Source organism: Halopseudomonas salina, from assembly GCF_008641105.1.
In genome coordinates this window covers 158,414-174,617 of record NZ_VTTI01000002.1, presented here as the reverse complement: position 1 = coordinate 174,617, position 16,204 = coordinate 158,414, and the positions used below count along the sequence as shown (strand labels likewise).

General features: G+C 57.4%; 14 protein-coding genes. 7 read left to right on the top strand and 7 right to left on the bottom strand.

What is annotated here, in order from left to right; genetic code table 11:
• Window positions 1-12: 12 nt before the first annotated feature.
• The 4 genes from FZF01_RS04250 to ppsA form a co-directional block, all read right to left on the bottom strand.
• Complete coding sequence (locus FZF01_RS04250) at window positions 13-834, bottom strand: mechanosensitive ion channel family protein (RefSeq protein ID WP_150276908.1); 822 nt, start codon at window positions 832-834, stop codon at window positions 13-15.
• A 1-nt stretch (window position 835) separates the two neighbouring features.
• A complete protein-coding gene (locus FZF01_RS04245; RefSeq protein WP_150276907.1) occupies window positions 836-1,111 on the bottom strand; it encodes a hypothetical protein in 276 nt (91 codons plus the stop codon).
• Between the two features lie 67 nt (window positions 1,112-1,178).
• On the bottom strand, window positions 1,179-1,664 hold the full coding sequence (gene rraA / locus FZF01_RS04240) for a ribonuclease E activity regulator RraA (protein WP_150276906.1): 486 nt from the start codon (window positions 1,662-1,664) through the stop codon (window positions 1,179-1,181).
• A 42-nt stretch (window positions 1,665-1,706) separates the two neighbouring features.
• A complete protein-coding gene (gene ppsA, locus FZF01_RS04235) occupies window positions 1,707-4,076 on the bottom strand; it encodes a phosphoenolpyruvate synthase (protein ID WP_150276905.1) in 2,370 nt (789 codons plus the stop codon).
• A 147-nt stretch (window positions 4,077-4,223) separates the two neighbouring features.
• Here ppsA and ppsR point away from each other — a divergent pair, with 147 nt between their 5' ends.
• The gene (gene ppsR / locus FZF01_RS04230) at window positions 4,224-5,042 is read left to right on the top strand and encodes a posphoenolpyruvate synthetase regulatory kinase/phosphorylase PpsR (protein ID WP_150276904.1); all 819 of its coding nucleotides are present in this window, start codon (window positions 4,224-4,226) and stop codon (window positions 5,040-5,042) included.
• A gap of 10 nt (window positions 5,043-5,052) precedes the next feature.
• Here ppsR and FZF01_RS04225 read toward each other — a convergent pair whose 3' ends face one another.
• Window positions 5,053-5,958: a LysR family transcriptional regulator gene (locus tag FZF01_RS04225; RefSeq protein ID WP_150276903.1), complete on the bottom strand. Its 906-nt coding sequence runs from the start codon at window positions 5,956-5,958 to the stop codon at window positions 5,053-5,055.
• Between the two features lie 279 nt (window positions 5,959-6,237).
• Here FZF01_RS04225 and FZF01_RS04220 point away from each other — a divergent pair, with 279 nt between their 5' ends.
• The 5 genes from FZF01_RS04220 to FZF01_RS04200 all read left to right on the top strand — a co-directional run bounded on the left by FZF01_RS04220 (window position 6,238) and on the right by FZF01_RS04200 (window position 11,318).
• Window positions 6,238-8,604, top strand: coding sequence for a TonB-dependent receptor domain-containing protein (locus FZF01_RS04220; protein ID WP_150276902.1), 2,367 nt, complete (start codon window positions 6,238-6,240; stop codon window positions 8,602-8,604).
• A 61-nt stretch (window positions 8,605-8,665) separates the two neighbouring features.
• Entirely contained in the window at window positions 8,666-9,268 is a 603-nt protein-coding gene (locus FZF01_RS04215) for a PepSY-associated TM helix domain-containing protein (RefSeq protein WP_150276901.1), read from the top strand.
• Between the two features lie 12 nt (window positions 9,269-9,280).
• On the top strand, window positions 9,281-9,787 hold the full coding sequence (locus FZF01_RS04210; protein WP_150276900.1) for a DUF2271 domain-containing protein: 507 nt from the start codon (window positions 9,281-9,283) through the stop codon (window positions 9,785-9,787).
• Between the two features lie 55 nt (window positions 9,788-9,842).
• Window positions 9,843-10,706 carry a DUF4198 domain-containing protein gene (locus FZF01_RS04205; protein WP_150276899.1) on the top strand — a complete coding sequence of 288 codons (864 nt, stop codon included), beginning with the start codon at window positions 9,843-9,845 and terminating at the stop codon, window positions 10,704-10,706.
• A 3-nt stretch (window positions 10,707-10,709) separates the two neighbouring features.
• Complete coding sequence (locus FZF01_RS04200; protein ID WP_150276898.1) at window positions 10,710-11,318, top strand: flavodoxin domain-containing protein; 609 nt, start codon at window positions 10,710-10,712, stop codon at window positions 11,316-11,318.
• A gap of 21 nt (window positions 11,319-11,339) precedes the next feature.
• Here FZF01_RS04200 and FZF01_RS04195 read toward each other — a convergent pair whose 3' ends face one another.
• The gene (locus FZF01_RS04195) at window positions 11,340-12,386 is read right to left on the bottom strand and encodes an AraC family transcriptional regulator (RefSeq protein ID WP_150276897.1); all 1,047 of its coding nucleotides are present in this window, start codon (window positions 12,384-12,386) and stop codon (window positions 11,340-11,342) included.
• On the bottom strand, window positions 12,383-13,300 hold the full coding sequence (locus FZF01_RS04190; RefSeq protein WP_150276896.1) for a GGDEF domain-containing protein: 918 nt from the start codon (window positions 13,298-13,300) through the stop codon (window positions 12,383-12,385). The genes FZF01_RS04195 and FZF01_RS04190 overlap by 4 nt, the downstream gene beginning before the upstream one ends.
• Window positions 13,301-13,689: 389 nt before the next feature.
• Here FZF01_RS04190 and FZF01_RS04185 point away from each other — a divergent pair, with 389 nt between their 5' ends.
• Window positions 13,690-16,164: a TonB-dependent receptor gene (locus tag FZF01_RS04185; RefSeq protein ID WP_223825405.1), complete on the top strand. Its 2,475-nt coding sequence runs from the start codon at window positions 13,690-13,692 to the stop codon at window positions 16,162-16,164.
• Window positions 16,165-16,204 lie beyond the last annotated feature (40 nt).

Genomic DNA, 16,204 nt, shown 5'->3' with positions numbered 1-16,204 from the left:
TTGTGGAAATTGTCAGCGCGCAACCCGCTGCTCAATCAAGGTGCGGTTTGAGACAGATACCAACTGACCGTCATCATCCATGACCTGAGTCTTGACGGTGCCAATCTCCTCCACTACGCCCTCGAGCCCCTCCATGCTGATCCGATCGCCTACCTGGTAGAGCTCCCGGACATAAATGCCGGCGATGATCTGGCTGACCACCGAGCGGCTACCCAGACCAAGGGCAAGTGCTGCGGCAAACCCGAAGGAAATCAGCACAATGGCGATGACCATATTAAGCAATTGGGTTTCTATTTGCAGCTGACCAATCGCCAGAGAAACAGTGATAATCAGAAGCAGGCCCTGGGCAAGTCTTCCCAGACCGTTTGCGTAGTCGATCCCTATACCCTGAGCAGCACCCCGTACCAGGCCATTGACAAGGTGCGACAGCAGCAGGCCAGCCAACAGAATGAGAGCTGCACCAAATACCTTGGGGAGATAGAGAGTAAAGGCATCCAGCGTAGAGGAGACCCTGGCCAGACCCAGGGTCTCCGAGGCAGAAACCACGAACATCAAAACGATGAACCAGTAGAGAATCTTGCCTACCAGCGCCGAGACCGGCATGACAATACCGACCCTGCTCAGCAACTTGGTAACACCCGCACCACTCATCAACCGGTCCAGGCCAAGTCGAGCCAGCCCTTTGCTGAGCAATGCGTCGACCAGTTTCGCCACGATAAATCCAAGCAGCACAATCAGCAGCGCTGCTAGCAGATTGGGAATAAAAGCCGCGATATTCCCCCACAGTGCCGCCATGCTGGCCATAAAGCTCTGGCCCCAGGTATCAAGTTGCATACTAGGTACTCTGATTATTTGAAGAGTCGGAGGAAGCACTCGTGCCGCGCCGGGCAGGACGCGCATGCCGCAAGCCGCGGGAGCCGCCCTCTGAAATCACCCAACCCCAGTTGGCAAAGAGGCCCAGGAGATCAAATACACCACTGCGGACGTGTACCCTGTGCAGCACCCGCTCCATTCGAGCGTCATCAACACTTTCGCAATCCTCTGCCTGATTCCCTTGCATCAGTTCACGCAGACGTTGCTCGATCGGATCTTCCATGTGTACCTCTGGCATACCTGTCACTGGCGGGCATAGTTGAGAAGCGAAGGAAGAAACCCGCTAAAAAAAGCGGGTCATCAACTCAGTCAGGCATCTGCAGTGCGTTGGGGGATACGATAATGCCATTGTTATCGGCATACACGTACTCACCGGGCCGGAAGGTCACCCCGGCAAAGGTGACCGCAACATTCAAATCACCTATACCGCGCTTATCTGTTTTCATGGGATGACTTGCCAGCGCCTGGATGCCCAGCGGTGTCTGAGCCAGAACGTCAACGTCGCGCACGCAGCCATAGACGATAATACCTTCCCAGCCGTTCTTGGCCGCCTGCTCTGCGAGCATGTCGCCCAGCAGTGCACGGCGCATGGAGCCACCACCATCAACCACCATGACCTTGCCGTGTCCGTCGAGAGCAACCTGCTCCTTGACCACGGAATTGTCTTCAAAGCATTTGACGGTGACGATCTGGCCGCCGAAGGAATCATGGCCACCAAAATTACTGAACATCGGCTCCAACACCAGCACGTCAGGATAGGTGTCGCAAAGATCCGGGGTTATGTAGTGCATAACATGTTTCTCCTTCGGTAAGCCATGATCCAGCCAAAGACCTTACTTCTGGTCTTCGGCAAGAAAGAACCAGGTATCCATGACGGAATCGGGATTCAAGGAAACGCTTTCGATTTTCTGATCCATCAACCAGCGCGCCAGATCCGGATGGTCGGATGGCCCCTGCCCGCAGATCCCTATGTACTTGTTCGCGGCAATACAGGCAGAAATCGCCATACTGAGCAGCTTTTTCACAGCGGCATTTCGCTCGTCGAATAGGTGAGCAATGATACCCGAGTCCCTGTCCAGCCCCAGAGTGAGCTGGGTCAGGTCATTGGAGCCGATCGAGAAACCATCAAAATGCTCGAGGAATTCGTCAGCCAGCAGCGCATTGGCCGGTAGCTCGCACATCATGATCAAGCGAAGACCATTTTCGCCACGCTTGAGCCCGTTTTCGGCAAGCAGCTCGACTACCTGTTGCGCTTCGCCCACGGTACGTACGAAAGGCACCATGATCTCGACGTTGGTTAGACCCATTTCGTCGCGCACGCGCTTCATTGCCCGACATTCAAGCTCAAAACAATCGCGGAACGACTCGCTGATGTAACGCGAGGCACCGCGGAAACCCAACATGGGATTCTCTTCTTCAGGCTCGTATAAACGACCGCCAATCAGGTTGGCGTACTCGTTGGACTTGAAGTCTGACAGACGCACGATCACCTTTTTGGGCCAGAATGCGGCAGCCAGCGTACTGACACCTTCGACAAGCTTGTCGATATAGAAGCTGACCGGATCAGCGTAACCGGCAATACGCTTCTCGACGCTGTCCTTCACGTCCGTCGGCAGACTGGCGAAATTCAACAGGGCCTTGGGATGCACACCAATCATGCGATTGATAATGAATTCCAGCCGCGCCAGACCCACGCCTTCATTGGGTAGATTGGCGAAATCGAAGGCACGGTCAGGGTTGCCCACGTTCATCATGATCTTGAACGGAATGGCTGGCATCGCATCGACGCTATTTGTGCGGATGTCGAAGGACAGCTGACCTTCGTAGATCATGCCAGTATCACCTTCAGCGCAGGAAACAGTTACCTGTTGACCATCGTGCAACTGGGTTGTCGCATTACCCGTTCCTACCACCGCCGGTATACCCAGTTCGCGCGCTATGATCGCCGCATGGCAGGTCCGGCCGCCGCGATTGGTGATGATTGCGCTGGCACGCTTCATCACTGGCTCCCAGTCCGGATCAGTCATGTCAGAGACCAACACATCGCCGGGCTGGACCTTGTCCATCTCGGTGACGTTGTGAATGATGCGTACACAGCCGGCGCCGATGCGCTGACCGATCGCGCGACCCTCGACCAGCACCTTGCCCTTCTCCTTCAGAAGGTAACGCTCCATCACGTTGACGTTGTTGCGGCTCTTGACCGTCTCCGGACGCGCCTGAACGATGTACAGCTTGCCGTCGTCACCGTCCTTGGCCCACTCGATATCCATTGGACGGCCGTAATGTTTCTCAATAATCAGTGCCTGCTTCGACAGGTCGGTTACTTCCTCATCGCTCAGACAAAAACGCGCACGTTCGGCCTTGTCGACGTCAACGGTCTGTACAGAGCGACCCGCGCTGGCGTCGGCGCCGTAGATCATCTTGATCGCCTTGCTACCCAGGTTGCGGCGCAGGATGGCTGGACGACCCGCTTCCAGCGTAGGTTTGTGAACGTAGAACTCGTCAGGGTTGACTGCACCCTGTACCACCGTTTCGCCCAGACCGTAGGCGCCAGTGATAAACACCACATCCCGGAACCCCGACTCGGTATCCAGCGTAAACATGACGCCCGCCGTGCCGGTTTCCGAACGCACCATGCGTTGCACACCTGCTGACAGGGCGACCAGTTTATGATCGAAGCCCTGGTGCACGCGGTAGGAGATCGCGCGATCGTTGAACAAGGAAGCAAATACCTCCTTGGCTGCGCGAATCACATTATCCACACCACGGATATTCAGGAAAGTTTCCTGCTGACCGGCAAAAGAGGCATCGGGCAAGTCCTCTGCGGTAGCAGACGAACGCACTGCCACAGACAGATTGTCGTTGTCGCCGGACAGTTCGGCAAAGGCCTTGCGGATAGCTGCATCGAGGGCTTCAGGAAAAGGCGCGTCCATGATCCATTGCCGAATCTGCGCGCCTACACGAGCCAGCTCGGTAACGTCATCGACATCCAGCGCGTCCAGCGAGGCATTAATGCGCTCATTCAGACCACTTTGTTCCAGGAAGTCGCGATAGGCCTGCGCTGTGGTGGCAAAACCGCCAGGGACGGAAACGCCGGCGTGAGCCAGGTTGCTGATCATCTCACCCAGGGAAGCGTTCTTGCCGCCAACCCGTTCGACATCGTCAACACCCAGTTGCTCGAAGGACACTACGTACTCTAACAAGGTGATCTCTCCGTAAATCAATGAATTGGCAGCGCTGCCGCGCTGGTATCTGGCCGGACTGACACAAATGCGCCACAATGGCCCCATCGAGACAGGGGCAACTTCGCTATCCTCGCGCTCAGACACCAACATCTTAAGGCCTCGCGCATGAAACGCACCGCTTTTTTCATTTCCGATGGTACCGGTATCACCGCCGAAACGCTGGGGCAAAGCCTGCTGTCACAATTCGAGAACGTCGAGTTCATCAAGCTGCTAAGACCCTATGTCGACACCGTGGAAAAAGCGCGGGACATGGTACAACAAATCAACGCAGCTGCCGAGCGGGACGGCATCAGACCGATCATTTTTGACACTGTGGTCAACAAGGATATTCGCAACGAACTGGCTGCTTCTAACGGCTACCTGATCGATATTTTTTCCACGTTCCTGGCGCCCCTGGAGCAAGAAATCGGTGACGGCTCCTCCTACTCTGTGGGCAAATCACATTCGATACAACATGGCGGTCTGTACAAAGAGCGTATCGATGCGGTGCACTACGCCATGGACAACGATGACGGCGCTCGCACGGAACACTATGACCGGGCGGATATCATCCTGGTAGGAGTTTCGCGCTGTGGCAAGACTCCAACCTCGCTGTATCTGGCGCTGCAATCCGGTATTCGGGCAGCCAACTATCCGCTGACCGAAGAGGATATGGAGCGGCTGCAATTGCCCTCAGCACTCAAAGCCCACAAACACAAGCTCTTCGGCTTGACCATCGATCCGGACCGACTGACCAGCATTCGTCATGAGCGCCGCCCCAACAGCCGTTATGCCAGCTTCGGCCAGTGCGAGTTCGAAGTACGCGAAGTGGAAAGCTTGTTCAAGCGCGAAAACATTCCCTTCGTTAACACCACGACTTTCTCCATCGAGGAAATCTCTGCAAAAATCCTTGTGGAGATGGGTATCGAGCGCCGCCTGAAATAATCAGGAGCGCTCAGTCTATCCATTCTGCAGGTATCTCCCGACGCAGACATTCAGCCAGAGCGGATACCTTTCGGGCAGGCCGGCCAAAGCTGTAGTGCAGGCCTACCTGCAAAGACGCGGGTTGCCACTCCGGCAAACACTTCACAAAACTACCCGGGTGAGCCTGCTCGTAGCGGCTCGCGTACCAGCTAGGCAAGACGCCGATGCCCTGCCCTCGCACCAATGAATCGGCTTGCAATACCAGCGTGTTGGCCTTCAATCGCGATGGTGCCGGGGTAAAGAGATACTCTCTACCGCTCTCGTGCTGCAGCAGCACCGGGCGTGAACCCGCGTCCAGTAGATTGACCCAGCGATGCCGGCCCAACTGATCGGGTCGTTCAGGTATGCCATGGGAGGCCAGATACCCGGGGCTGGCGTACAGCGCAGTTTCCCAGCGTCCCAACTGTTCACAGCGCAGACTTGACGACTGCCCCGGCCCCAACCATAACCAGAGATCACCTATTCCCCCCCGACCGGCATCAGGCGAGCCCGCGGCTACAACCAGTTCGAGATGAATGCCCGGGTGCAGCGCCAGAAAACCATCGACTACCGCCGGCAACCAGCCACGTTCGAAGGCATTATGCACATGCAGCACGAGTTGCCCACTGACCTCTTCCCGGAGATCGTCCAGCGACTGCTGGCTCTGTTCTGCCAGATCCATCAACTGACGACAGTAGTCGTAAAACAGGCTACCGGCTTCGGTCGGCACCATGCGATTGGAGTGGCGCAGTAGCAAACGCTGGCCAACCCTGCCCTCCAGTTGACTGATACGTCTACTCAGCGTCGATTTTGGCAAACCCATGCTATGGGATACAGGCGTTAATCCACCTTGCTCGACTACCGCGGCAAATACGCTTATTTCATTGAAGTCGTGCATTACCAAAATGTCTGGTTCCTTCGAATCGTCGCTGGAAGCGCCCTGCCCCTGGAGTCCACGGAGAGATTGGCAGCTCCGAATCCTGCATTTAATGATAACCATTGTCAAATGTGAATATATCGCATGCGTTCCAGTTTACGGAACTTCGTGTTGCGGCCCAGGCAGTGGAACTTTCGGCACATGGCCCATAAAATCCGCCTCACAGTAATAATGATAATTATTCCTATTAGCCAAACTGATTACTCTAAATGGCCCTTTGGCCCTGGGAGATACACCGGAATGATCTTCACGCTCAGCCCCACGAACACAACCCGCCACCTGCTCGGCGGTGCCGCCCTGCTGGCCTCGAGTATTGCACTGGCTAACCAGCAGGACGCCTACCAGCTCCCTGATCTGACGGTAGTCTCGGCAACGGGCTATGAACAGAAGATTGCCGATGCACCTGCAAGCATCAGCGTGATCAGCCGAGAGCAACTGAGGAGTAAGCCATACGCCGGTCTGGCAGACGCCCTGCGTGATGTCGAAGGCGTCGACGTGGGAGCCGATCTGGACAAGAACGGCAATATCAGCATCACCATGCGCGGCCTGCCCAAGGACTACACTCTGGTCCTGATTGATGGCCGGCGTCAGAGCGACATTGGCGATATTGGACCGAACAACTTCGGCAATAGCCAGTTCATGTACATGCCTTCCATGGAGGCTATAGAGCGTATCGAGGTTATCCGCGGGCCGATGTCGACCCTGTACGGCGCTGATGCCATGGGGGGTGTGATCAACATCATTACCCGTAAGGTGCAGGAGAATTGGGGGGGAGCTATAACTCAGAGCTACACCCTGCAGGAGGATTCCCAGTTTGGCGATGATCAGAAAACCGACCTGTTCGCCAGTGGCCCATTGATAGAGGGTGTGCTGGGGCTCGGTCTGCGGGGCAGCCTGTATGACCGCGAGCAGAGTGACCCAGGTTACAGCGTCGAGAATCTGATCAACGGCGACGGCACACCTTTTACCGACAGCGGCAGCTTTGGTGACAAGAAAATTGTTGCGGCAAAGAACTGGAATGCCGGATTCACTCTTAATCTCACAGCGCTCGAGAACCACGACTTCCAGCTCGAATACGACGTCGCCAAGCAGCGCTACGATAACACCGAAGGCCAGACCGGCACCCTCGACTCGGTAGACAGCCTATGGCGTGGTCGCAATGGCATTGTCCAGCCGCGTGTGGGGTACACCGAATACCAGCGCGTGGAGCGGGAGCAGTTCGTCCTCGCACACTCCGGCCGCTGGAATATCGGACAGAGCGAAACCAGCCTCACACGCAGCACAAGCAGTAACCTGGGCCGCTCACAGCCCCTGACCGTTCAGGAAAGGGAAAACTTGCAGGTGATCTGGGATCAGGCGGTTGCCGACCAGGGTACCAACACGCCGCAACTGACCGACCCGATCAGGGCTCAACTAGAGGCTGAGTATCTACCCAGGGAGCGCCGGGAGCTGGAAATCCGCAACACCATCTTCGATACCAAGCTGACCAGCCAGCTCGGCGCCCACTATCTCACCATCGGCGGGCAGTACCTGTTTGCCGAAATGGAAGATGGTGTATTTGGCATGAACGGCGCTGGCTATCAGTCAGGCACGACCCAGGATCACAAACAATGGGCGCTGTTCGCTGAGGATAACTGGGACGTGCTCAATGACCTGACCCTGACCCTGGGTGCCCGCTACGACCATCACAACATCTTCGGCAGTCAGATCAGCCCGCGCGGCTATCTCACCTGGCGCACCAACGATCAGTGGACTCTCAAGGGCGGTGTCAGTACCGGCTACAAGACCCCCAAACCCAATGAACTGTACCCGGGGATCGTCGGTTTCGGTGGTCAGGGCGTCAGCCCGTTCGCCGGCTCGCCAGATCTACAGCCCGAGACCAGCACCAATTATGAAGTCGCGGCGTATTACGACAACCTGGACAACTTCAACATCAATGCCACGCTGTTCTTCAACCGCTTTAAGGACAAGATCGCCCGAGCCGACGCCGTGCCCAACTGCTACGACGCCAATGGGGTGAAGTACCTGAGCAGTGGCTGCGTGGATGTAGGGCCCGGCTGGGCCGAGCTCGGCTACAACAGTTTCAGCCAGAGCACCAACGTCGACAAAGCTGATACCAAAGGTATCGAGTTGGCTGCGAAATGGGATATCACCCGCGCCGTCGCCCTCAGCGGCAACTACACCTACACCGACAGCGAACAGAAAAGTGGCGCTCAAAAGGGCCTGCCGCTGGTCAACACGCCGGAGCACATGTTCAACGCCACACTGGGTTGGGACGTATTACCACGGCTGAACCTGGCCTTGATCGCCGAGGTACGGGATGAGCGCTATAGGGGCACAGCCACCACCGCCGGGCCGCAACCGCAGACCCGCAAGCTGTATTACAAGTCCTATGACATCTATCACCTGGGTGCACGATTCCGGGCAACGGATGCGCTGACCATCAATGGCAGGATCAACAACCTGCTCGATCGCGACATGGCGGGCCGCAACTGTGAACCGACCTATGACGGCACTGGCAGTCTGGACACCTGGTCTTGCAGCAACGACTACAACGTCACCGAAAAAGCCCGCAGCTTCTGGCTGTCGGCCAACTACAGCTTCTGATCGAGCCGGGACCCGGCAGCCGGTTCGCCGGCGCTGGCTCCTATAACCCTAGAGAAAACCCATGCACAAGCGTTTCACCCTGGGATCGTTGCGCGAATGGCACTGGATAAGCTCGGCACTGTGCCTGGCCGGTCTGCTGTTGTTCGCGGTAACCGGAATAACCCTCAACCATGCCGGGCAAATTGAAGGCCGCAACGCCATCACCACGGTGGAAACGCAGTTGCCCGAAGAGCTGCTGGTTATGGCCCGCGAAGCCTCAATCGGCGAAGCGGGGCTACCACAGCGGCTGCAGGATTTTCTCGAGCAACAGATCAACACCAGTCTGTACGGTCGCGCGCCTGAATGGAATCCGGGCGAGCTCTACATAGGCATGCCAAGGCCCGGCGCCGACGCCTGGTTGAGTCTGGATCTGGAAACCGGTGATTTGCTGTTCGAGGACACTGACCGCGGCTTGATCGCCTATTTCAATGATCTGCACAAGGGCCGTCATACCGGCATTGCCTGGAGCTGGTTCATTGACGTGTTTGCTGCTGTCTGCGTGCTGTTCAGTCTGACTGGGCTATTGCTGCTGCGACGTCAGGTCGCCAGCCGCCCCACAACCTGGCCTTTGACCGGCCTGGGTCTGCTGATCCCCCTACTACTGATGTTTTTGCTCATCCACTGACAGGAATAATCGATGCACAAGTCACTGACCCTGTTTTGCGCTCTGCTCAGCGGGCCTCTTGCCGCCGCCGAGATGAATATCGAGGTGCAGATCCCCCGGCTCGATGCCGCCGAATACCATCGCCCCTACGTCGCCCTGTGGCTGGAGCAGGACAACCGCCACGCGGCAGATATCGCCCTCTGGTACGACCTGAAGCTGGCTGAGCAGGAGGGCGAGAAGTGGCTAAAGGATCTACGCCAATGGTGGCGCCGCAGTGGCCGCAGCCTTGACCTGCCGATCGACGGTCTCAGCGCCGCCACCCGGCCGCCGGGCACCCATAGGTTAACGCTGGATAACACCAGGCTTCCGCTCGCCGAGCTTGCCCCGGGCAACTACGAACTGGTGGTCGAGGCGGCACGCGAAGTAGGCGGCCGTGAAATGCTTCGCCTGCCTTTCCAGTGGCCACCGCAAGAAACAACCACCTCAAACATCCAGGGCGACAACGAACTGGGAAGAGTCACTTTGACGCTGACCCCCTGATACAACAACAGCCGGTTTCCGGGTGAAACCCTGGGCCTCCAAAAGGAATGAATCAATGAACAAAGTTCTGAAATACACACTAGTAGCAACTGCCATCTGCCTGGCTTTGCCAGCGCAGGCCCATCGCGCCTGGTTGCTGCCGTCAGCTACCGTCTTGTCCGGTGAAGACCCCTGGATAACCGTCGACGCCGCCGTTTCAAACGATCTTTTCTACTTCGAGCACTTCCCCCTGCGGCTGGCCGGTATCGGTGAAGCGGCTGCCAAAACTGAGACGCAAAACGGGCGGGCGCCCTCGCCTTTGCTTATCAGCGCACCTGACGGCACGCTGGTGGAAGGACTGAACGGCAAAACCGGCCGCTATCGCACTACCTTCGACGTGCATCTGACCCAGAAAGGTACCTACAAACTGGCTGTAGCCAGCGGTCGCCACATGGCCACCTATACTGACAAAGGCGAACGCGCCCGCTGGATGGGTGAGCTGAAGGATCTGCAAGCCAATCTGCCAGCCTCGGTAGAGGACCTCGAGGTTACCCAGGGCAACTCGCGCATGGAAGTGTTCGTGACGTCCGGCAACCCTAGCGATAGCGTATTCGAGCTCACGGGGAAAGGCCTTGAACTAACCCCCATCACTCACCCCAATGATCTCTACGCTGGCGAAGCCGCCGAGTTTGCGTTCAGCCTGGACGGCAAACCTGCTGCCGATATGAAGGTGACGATCATTCCCGGCGGAAACCGTTACCGCGATGAACTGGGTGAAATGACGATGCAAACGGATGCCAACGGCAGGATCGAAATCACCTGGCCTTCGGCTGGCATGTATTGGCTAGAGGCGGAATACGACACGAAGGCGGGAGTCACACCGCCAGTCACCCGTCGACGGGCCAGTTACAGTGCCACGCTGGAAGTGCTGGCGCTCTGATCCATGCCAATATTGAATGTGATGCAAAATGTCGGCGCCGAACGCGTCGGCTGGGCCCTTCTGGTCACGTTGCTCTGGGTGATTGTCTGTCTCTGGTCCTGGCACTGCTCCCGCAGGAAGGCTGCGCCCGCCGAGGCGCCATGGTTAGTCGCCTACGCCAGCCAGAACGGTACGGCCGAGACACTGGCAAGAGCCACACTTGCCCAGATACAAAGCCTTGGCGAAGCACCCCCTACGGCGCAACTGCTACCGTTGAACAGCGTCAAGAGAGGACATTTGCGCCGGTGTCGGCGGATGCTTTTGGTGGTCAGTACGACAGGTCAGGGTGCGGCGCCGGAAAATGCGCGGCAGTTCTTTCAGCGTTTCCTTTGCAAATCACTGGATCTCAGTCACCTGGAATATGCAGTGCTGGGGCTGGGTGACCGGCGCTACAAGCGCTTTTGCGCTTGCGCCGAGGACCTGGACGACTGGCTTGCGGCTCAGGGGGCAACCCGGACATTTACAGCGCTGAAAGCTGACCGCAGCGATCCACGCACGCTCGCGCAGTGGCACGAGAATATTGCGTTAACACTGGCACCGGGGGAAACCAGCAACCTCGATGCGCCAGCATGATCTGCTGGTTCACAATGCTGTTCAGGCAAAGCTGCCCGGCAAATCGCTGGGCAACAGCCCTGTCCAGCGCTTGAAAGAACGACGGAAGTTGGCCTTGTCATTGAAGTTCAGATAAGCCGCCACTTCGTCACTGCTAAAGCCCTTGCTCACATAGAGGTCCAATGCCACATAGGTTCTGACCTGATCGAGCAGCTGCTGAAAATGGGTATCGTGTCGCTTCAGCTTGCGTTTGAGCGTTGCCGCGCTCATCCCCTGTGCCTCGGCCAGGCGGTCGAGCCCAAGGGGCTGCCGGATATGTTCATGGAGATATTCGAACAGGATATCGAGCATGCTTGGGGCCATTTCATCAGCTGCTGCCAACTCTTCAAGGCTGGCCTGCTCGGCTACCTGCCCTACCGTCACGGACACATTGGACCAGGGCCGAACCAGGAATTCGCGCGGCAGACGCATAAGGTTTTGCGGGCAACCGAACCGCACCTCCTCGCTCAGATGTACCCAATATTGTTCGACATAACCGGGTTTCGGATGGCGCAACTGGTATTGCCATGGCAAGGGCCCGCCCGAGAGCCACCGACACATGGCCGTAACCGCTGTCATGCACGCCTCCATCAGGAAGATTTCACGTCCGCCCACCCCGCAGCTATCGAACCAATGGATATAAGCGTACCGGTCATCCAGCCTGAAACGGGGGGTCAGAAGAGGCGAAAGGCGCCGGCGTAAAAGCACCAGACGCTCCAGGGCCTGCTGCAGATTCTGGGCGTGGCGCAGGGCGTGGCTGGCATTCCCGTAATGGCCGGGCAACAACTGCTGGCCGAACAGAAAGCTGCAATCATCTCCGCCTTGCAGTTGACGCACGTTGTCGATCAGTCGCAGAAACTGCTCGGCGGTAACCGACTGCCGACCACCCAGAATATCCTGGTAAAACAGTCCGGTACCCCGCAGCAGTCGGTGACTGTCAATTCCGCGTCCCAACGCCAGATCAAGCAGACTGGCAGGTTGGTGATGGGCCGGAATGAAGCGCGCATCGCGTTCGTACCAGTTCCGTTGTCTGGCAGGTGCATTGCTCATGCGCTGCGGGCCAGAGGCATCTGCTTGGCCTGTGCCATGCGCAGGTTCAGGCGTTCCAGCAGACCCTCCGCGCTTTCCTGTCGCGCCATCACCGCCACCGTAGTGGCGCTCAGCACAAGCCGCTCACCCTGTCCGGTGGTTCTGTAGGCCAGGTGCGCAATGGCCAGTGACACCTCCATTGCCATTACCTTTGCCTGCGACTCCAATGTATTGGGCAGGACAATAACGAAGCGGTCGCCGGCCAGGCGGCAGAGCAGATCGTGTTCACGCAGGTTCAGTAGAACCAATTGCGTGACCACCTGCAGCACGCGGTCACCTTCTGCCTGTCCGTAATCGCGATTGATCGTGTTGAATGTATCCATATCCAACATGACCAGCGATAGCGGTTGACGGTCTGCTTCTGCCTGCTGAATGGACGACCCGATCTGGTTTCTGAGATAGGTCGCGCCTCCCAGCGGGGTCAGTGTGTCGAACTCGCGATGCTCACGGTAAAGCCGTTCACGGTTGCGCATCTGCAGGTTGATCGCCAGTTGCTCACTGTGCCAGTGATAGATGCCCAACGTAAGCAGCACGAAACCCACCGGCATCGGCCCGGACTCAAGCCATCCGTCCCAACGTACGCTGTCGGGCAACTGGATGAACTCATCAATCACATCCATCCACAGGGAAAAGAACAAGCAGGCAAGACCGGCAAACAGGAGTGTGGTAACACGACCCGCAGGTCGACTTTTCAGCAGTAGACATATCCATACCAGCACCAGTATCGCCGACCCGCCCTCGCCCGCCACGTCCAGCGGATCCCAGATGGACAGAGGCTTCACTGCTCCCAGGGACAAATGCAGGATCAGCCCGAGATTGGCTACCAGAAACAGCACCAATAGCTTGATGCGGTGAAATGCGAACAATGAGGGCATGGAGGCCTCCGACTGGGACATGCTGCCCAGAACAACAGAGGCAGATGACAGGGAGATTGCAGCGTGGGGGGTCAATTCAGCTCGCACGAACGCAGCATCTTTCTCTCTGAATGCCGCACTCCGCCCCAACGCGCCCACGCAGGCCTGTAGAACCGTTTACTCTTTCCTGTTCTGACGAGTCAATTAAGCTCAAAACTGATTGGAAATTGCCCCACAACCCCCGAAAACGGGGCGCGCCGGCAAGCATTGTAACCAAACTGACATCCAGGCTCCCTAAGGTCCGTTGGCAACAGAGCAAGCAGCTCCTTGCTCCATGGCAATCAACCGGGGGAAGAACCATGTCAGGCCGAAAGCAGATTGTTACTCGTAATGGATTCAGAATCAGCGTCATGGCATTGGCCATCAGCGCCTGCGCGCAGGGTTGGGCGGCGGAAAACCAGCCCGAGATCGTCGAGGTAATCGGCCAGGCAGCCCAATTGGAGCAAGCGCTTGAAGAACAGCGCCGCTCCAGTTCGATCGAAAGCGTGGTACATGCCGACGCTATTGGCCAGTTACCCGATGACAACGCTGCAGAAGCTTTGCAGCGAGTACCCGGCCTCTCGGTAGAACGTGATCAGGGCGAAGGACGTTTCGTTCGGGTTCGTGGCCTGGGTTCGGACCTGAACAGCGTGACGATCAACGGCACGCTGGTACCCGCCCCCGAAGACGATCGCCGCGCAGTGGCGCTGGACGTATTGCCCAGCGAGTTGATCCAGTCGCTTTCCGTCGTCAAGACACTCACCCCCGATATGGATGCCAACTCCCTGGGCGGCACTATCGAAGTGGAAAGCCTGTCTGGTTTCGACCACGACGAGCAGTTCTACAGCATTAACGCCGAAGGAAGCTACGATGAAAATACCAGTCAGACCAGCCCGAAGCTGTCTGGCTCATTCAGTGACCGTTACAGCCTTGGCGACGGCGTGGACAATTTTGCGTTCGCCGCCGCAGTCAGTTGGCAGGAGCGGGACTTCGGCTCCGACAATGTCGAAACCGGAGGAGCCTGGGATTTCGATAACGGCCCAGCGCTCGAGGAGCTCGAGCAGCGTCGCTACGACATTACCCGGGAGCGAACAGGGTTAGGCCTCAACTTTGATTACCGTCCTGATGAAGACAGTGAAGTGTATCTGCGCACACTTTACAGTCGCTACAAGGACGATGAAGTCCGCCAGGCGAGCGTAATTGAATTTGCAGATCCGCAAGGCAGCGGTCAGTCAGGCACCGCCGAGGCGGCACGCGAACTGAAGGCACGCGAGGAGACTCAGGAGGTCAAGAGCCTGGTATTGGGAGGCAAACGGCACCTGGGTGACTGGACTCTTGCCGCCCAGGCCGGTTACAGCCAGGCAAGTGAAAAAAGCCCGGACGGTCTGGCCAACGCCTCTTTCGCCGGTAACGATGACTTTATCAATGCCGGCTTTACCGACACGCGCAAACCCCGCTTGAGTATCGAAGACAGCTTTTACGACCCATCGAGCTTCACACTCGATGAAGTAGAGCAGGAAAAACAGACCACCACAGACACCGAACGCAACATTCGCCTGGACCTGACCCGGGATTTCTACATCAGCATGATGCCGTCCCAGCTGAAGTTTGGTGCCAAGGCCAGCCGGCGCCAAAAGGACAACGATCTGGATGTCTGGGTCTATGAAGACTTTGATGAGCTGGGCTTTACGGATGATCAGCTCAACATGACCAACTTCAGCCGCGGTAATACCGATTACGGTCTGGGTCGCTTTGGCCCAGGCGCTTCACCGGACGCGGTACAGAACCTGATTGGCGGCCTGGCGCGTGACGATTTCTACGACGAGGAAGAATCACGGATCAACGATTTCGATATCGACGAAGACATCAACGCCGCCTACATCATGAATACTGTGGATATCGACGCGCTACGTATCATTGCCGGCATACGGTACGAGAGTACCAAGCTCGATGCCCGCGGCACCGGGTTGAATGACGGTGTTTTCGAAGCCAGCAACACCTCCAACGACTACGATCACTGGCTGCCCGGTCTGCACGCCATCTATCAGCTCAATTCCAAAACCCAGATCCGTGCGGCCTGGACCAACAGCGTCGTGCGGCCGACCTTCGGTCAACTGTTTCCGGGATTCGTGCTGGACGGTGATGAGGCCGAGTTTGGCAACCCGGGCCTTGACCCACTGGAAGCCAGCAACTTCGATCTGGGGATCGAGCACTACATGGGCCGCGCCGGGGCTGTGTCAGCTTTCGTCTTCTACAAGGACATCGAAAACTTCATCTACAGCGCAAACGTCGCCGGTACCGGTGACTATGTGGGTTTCGATGAAGCTTTAACCTCGGTCAACGGCGACGAGGCGGAAGTTTATGGCCTTGAACTGGCCTACTCCCAGAAATTCAACTGGTTGCCCAGCCCCTGGAACGGATTCCTGCTCAATGCCAATTCGACCTTCACGCGCTCCAATGCCCGCATAGACCAGTTCGACCAGGATCTCGGCGCGCGCAGGGGTCGCGACATCAGCCTGCCCGGTCAATCGGATGTCACAGGCAACCTGACCCTGGGCTGGGAGAACGAGAAGCTCAGCCTGCGCCTGTCGAGCAACTACAAGTCCGACTACCTCGACGAGGTCGGTAACGTGCTTGATAAACGCTATGACTTCCAGGTCGATGATCAGCTGTTTGTCGATTTCAGCGCCAGCTACTTCCTGACCCAGAACCTCCAGGTGTTCTTCGAGGCGCAGAACCTGACCGATGAATCCTATTACGTTTACACCGGCAGCCGCCGCTTCAACGCCCAGTACGAAGAGTACGGTCCGAGCTACAAGCTGGGCCTGACGCTCAGCCAGTTCTGAGGCCCTATCGCCCCGGCCCCGAGGGCCGGGACATCCTGAT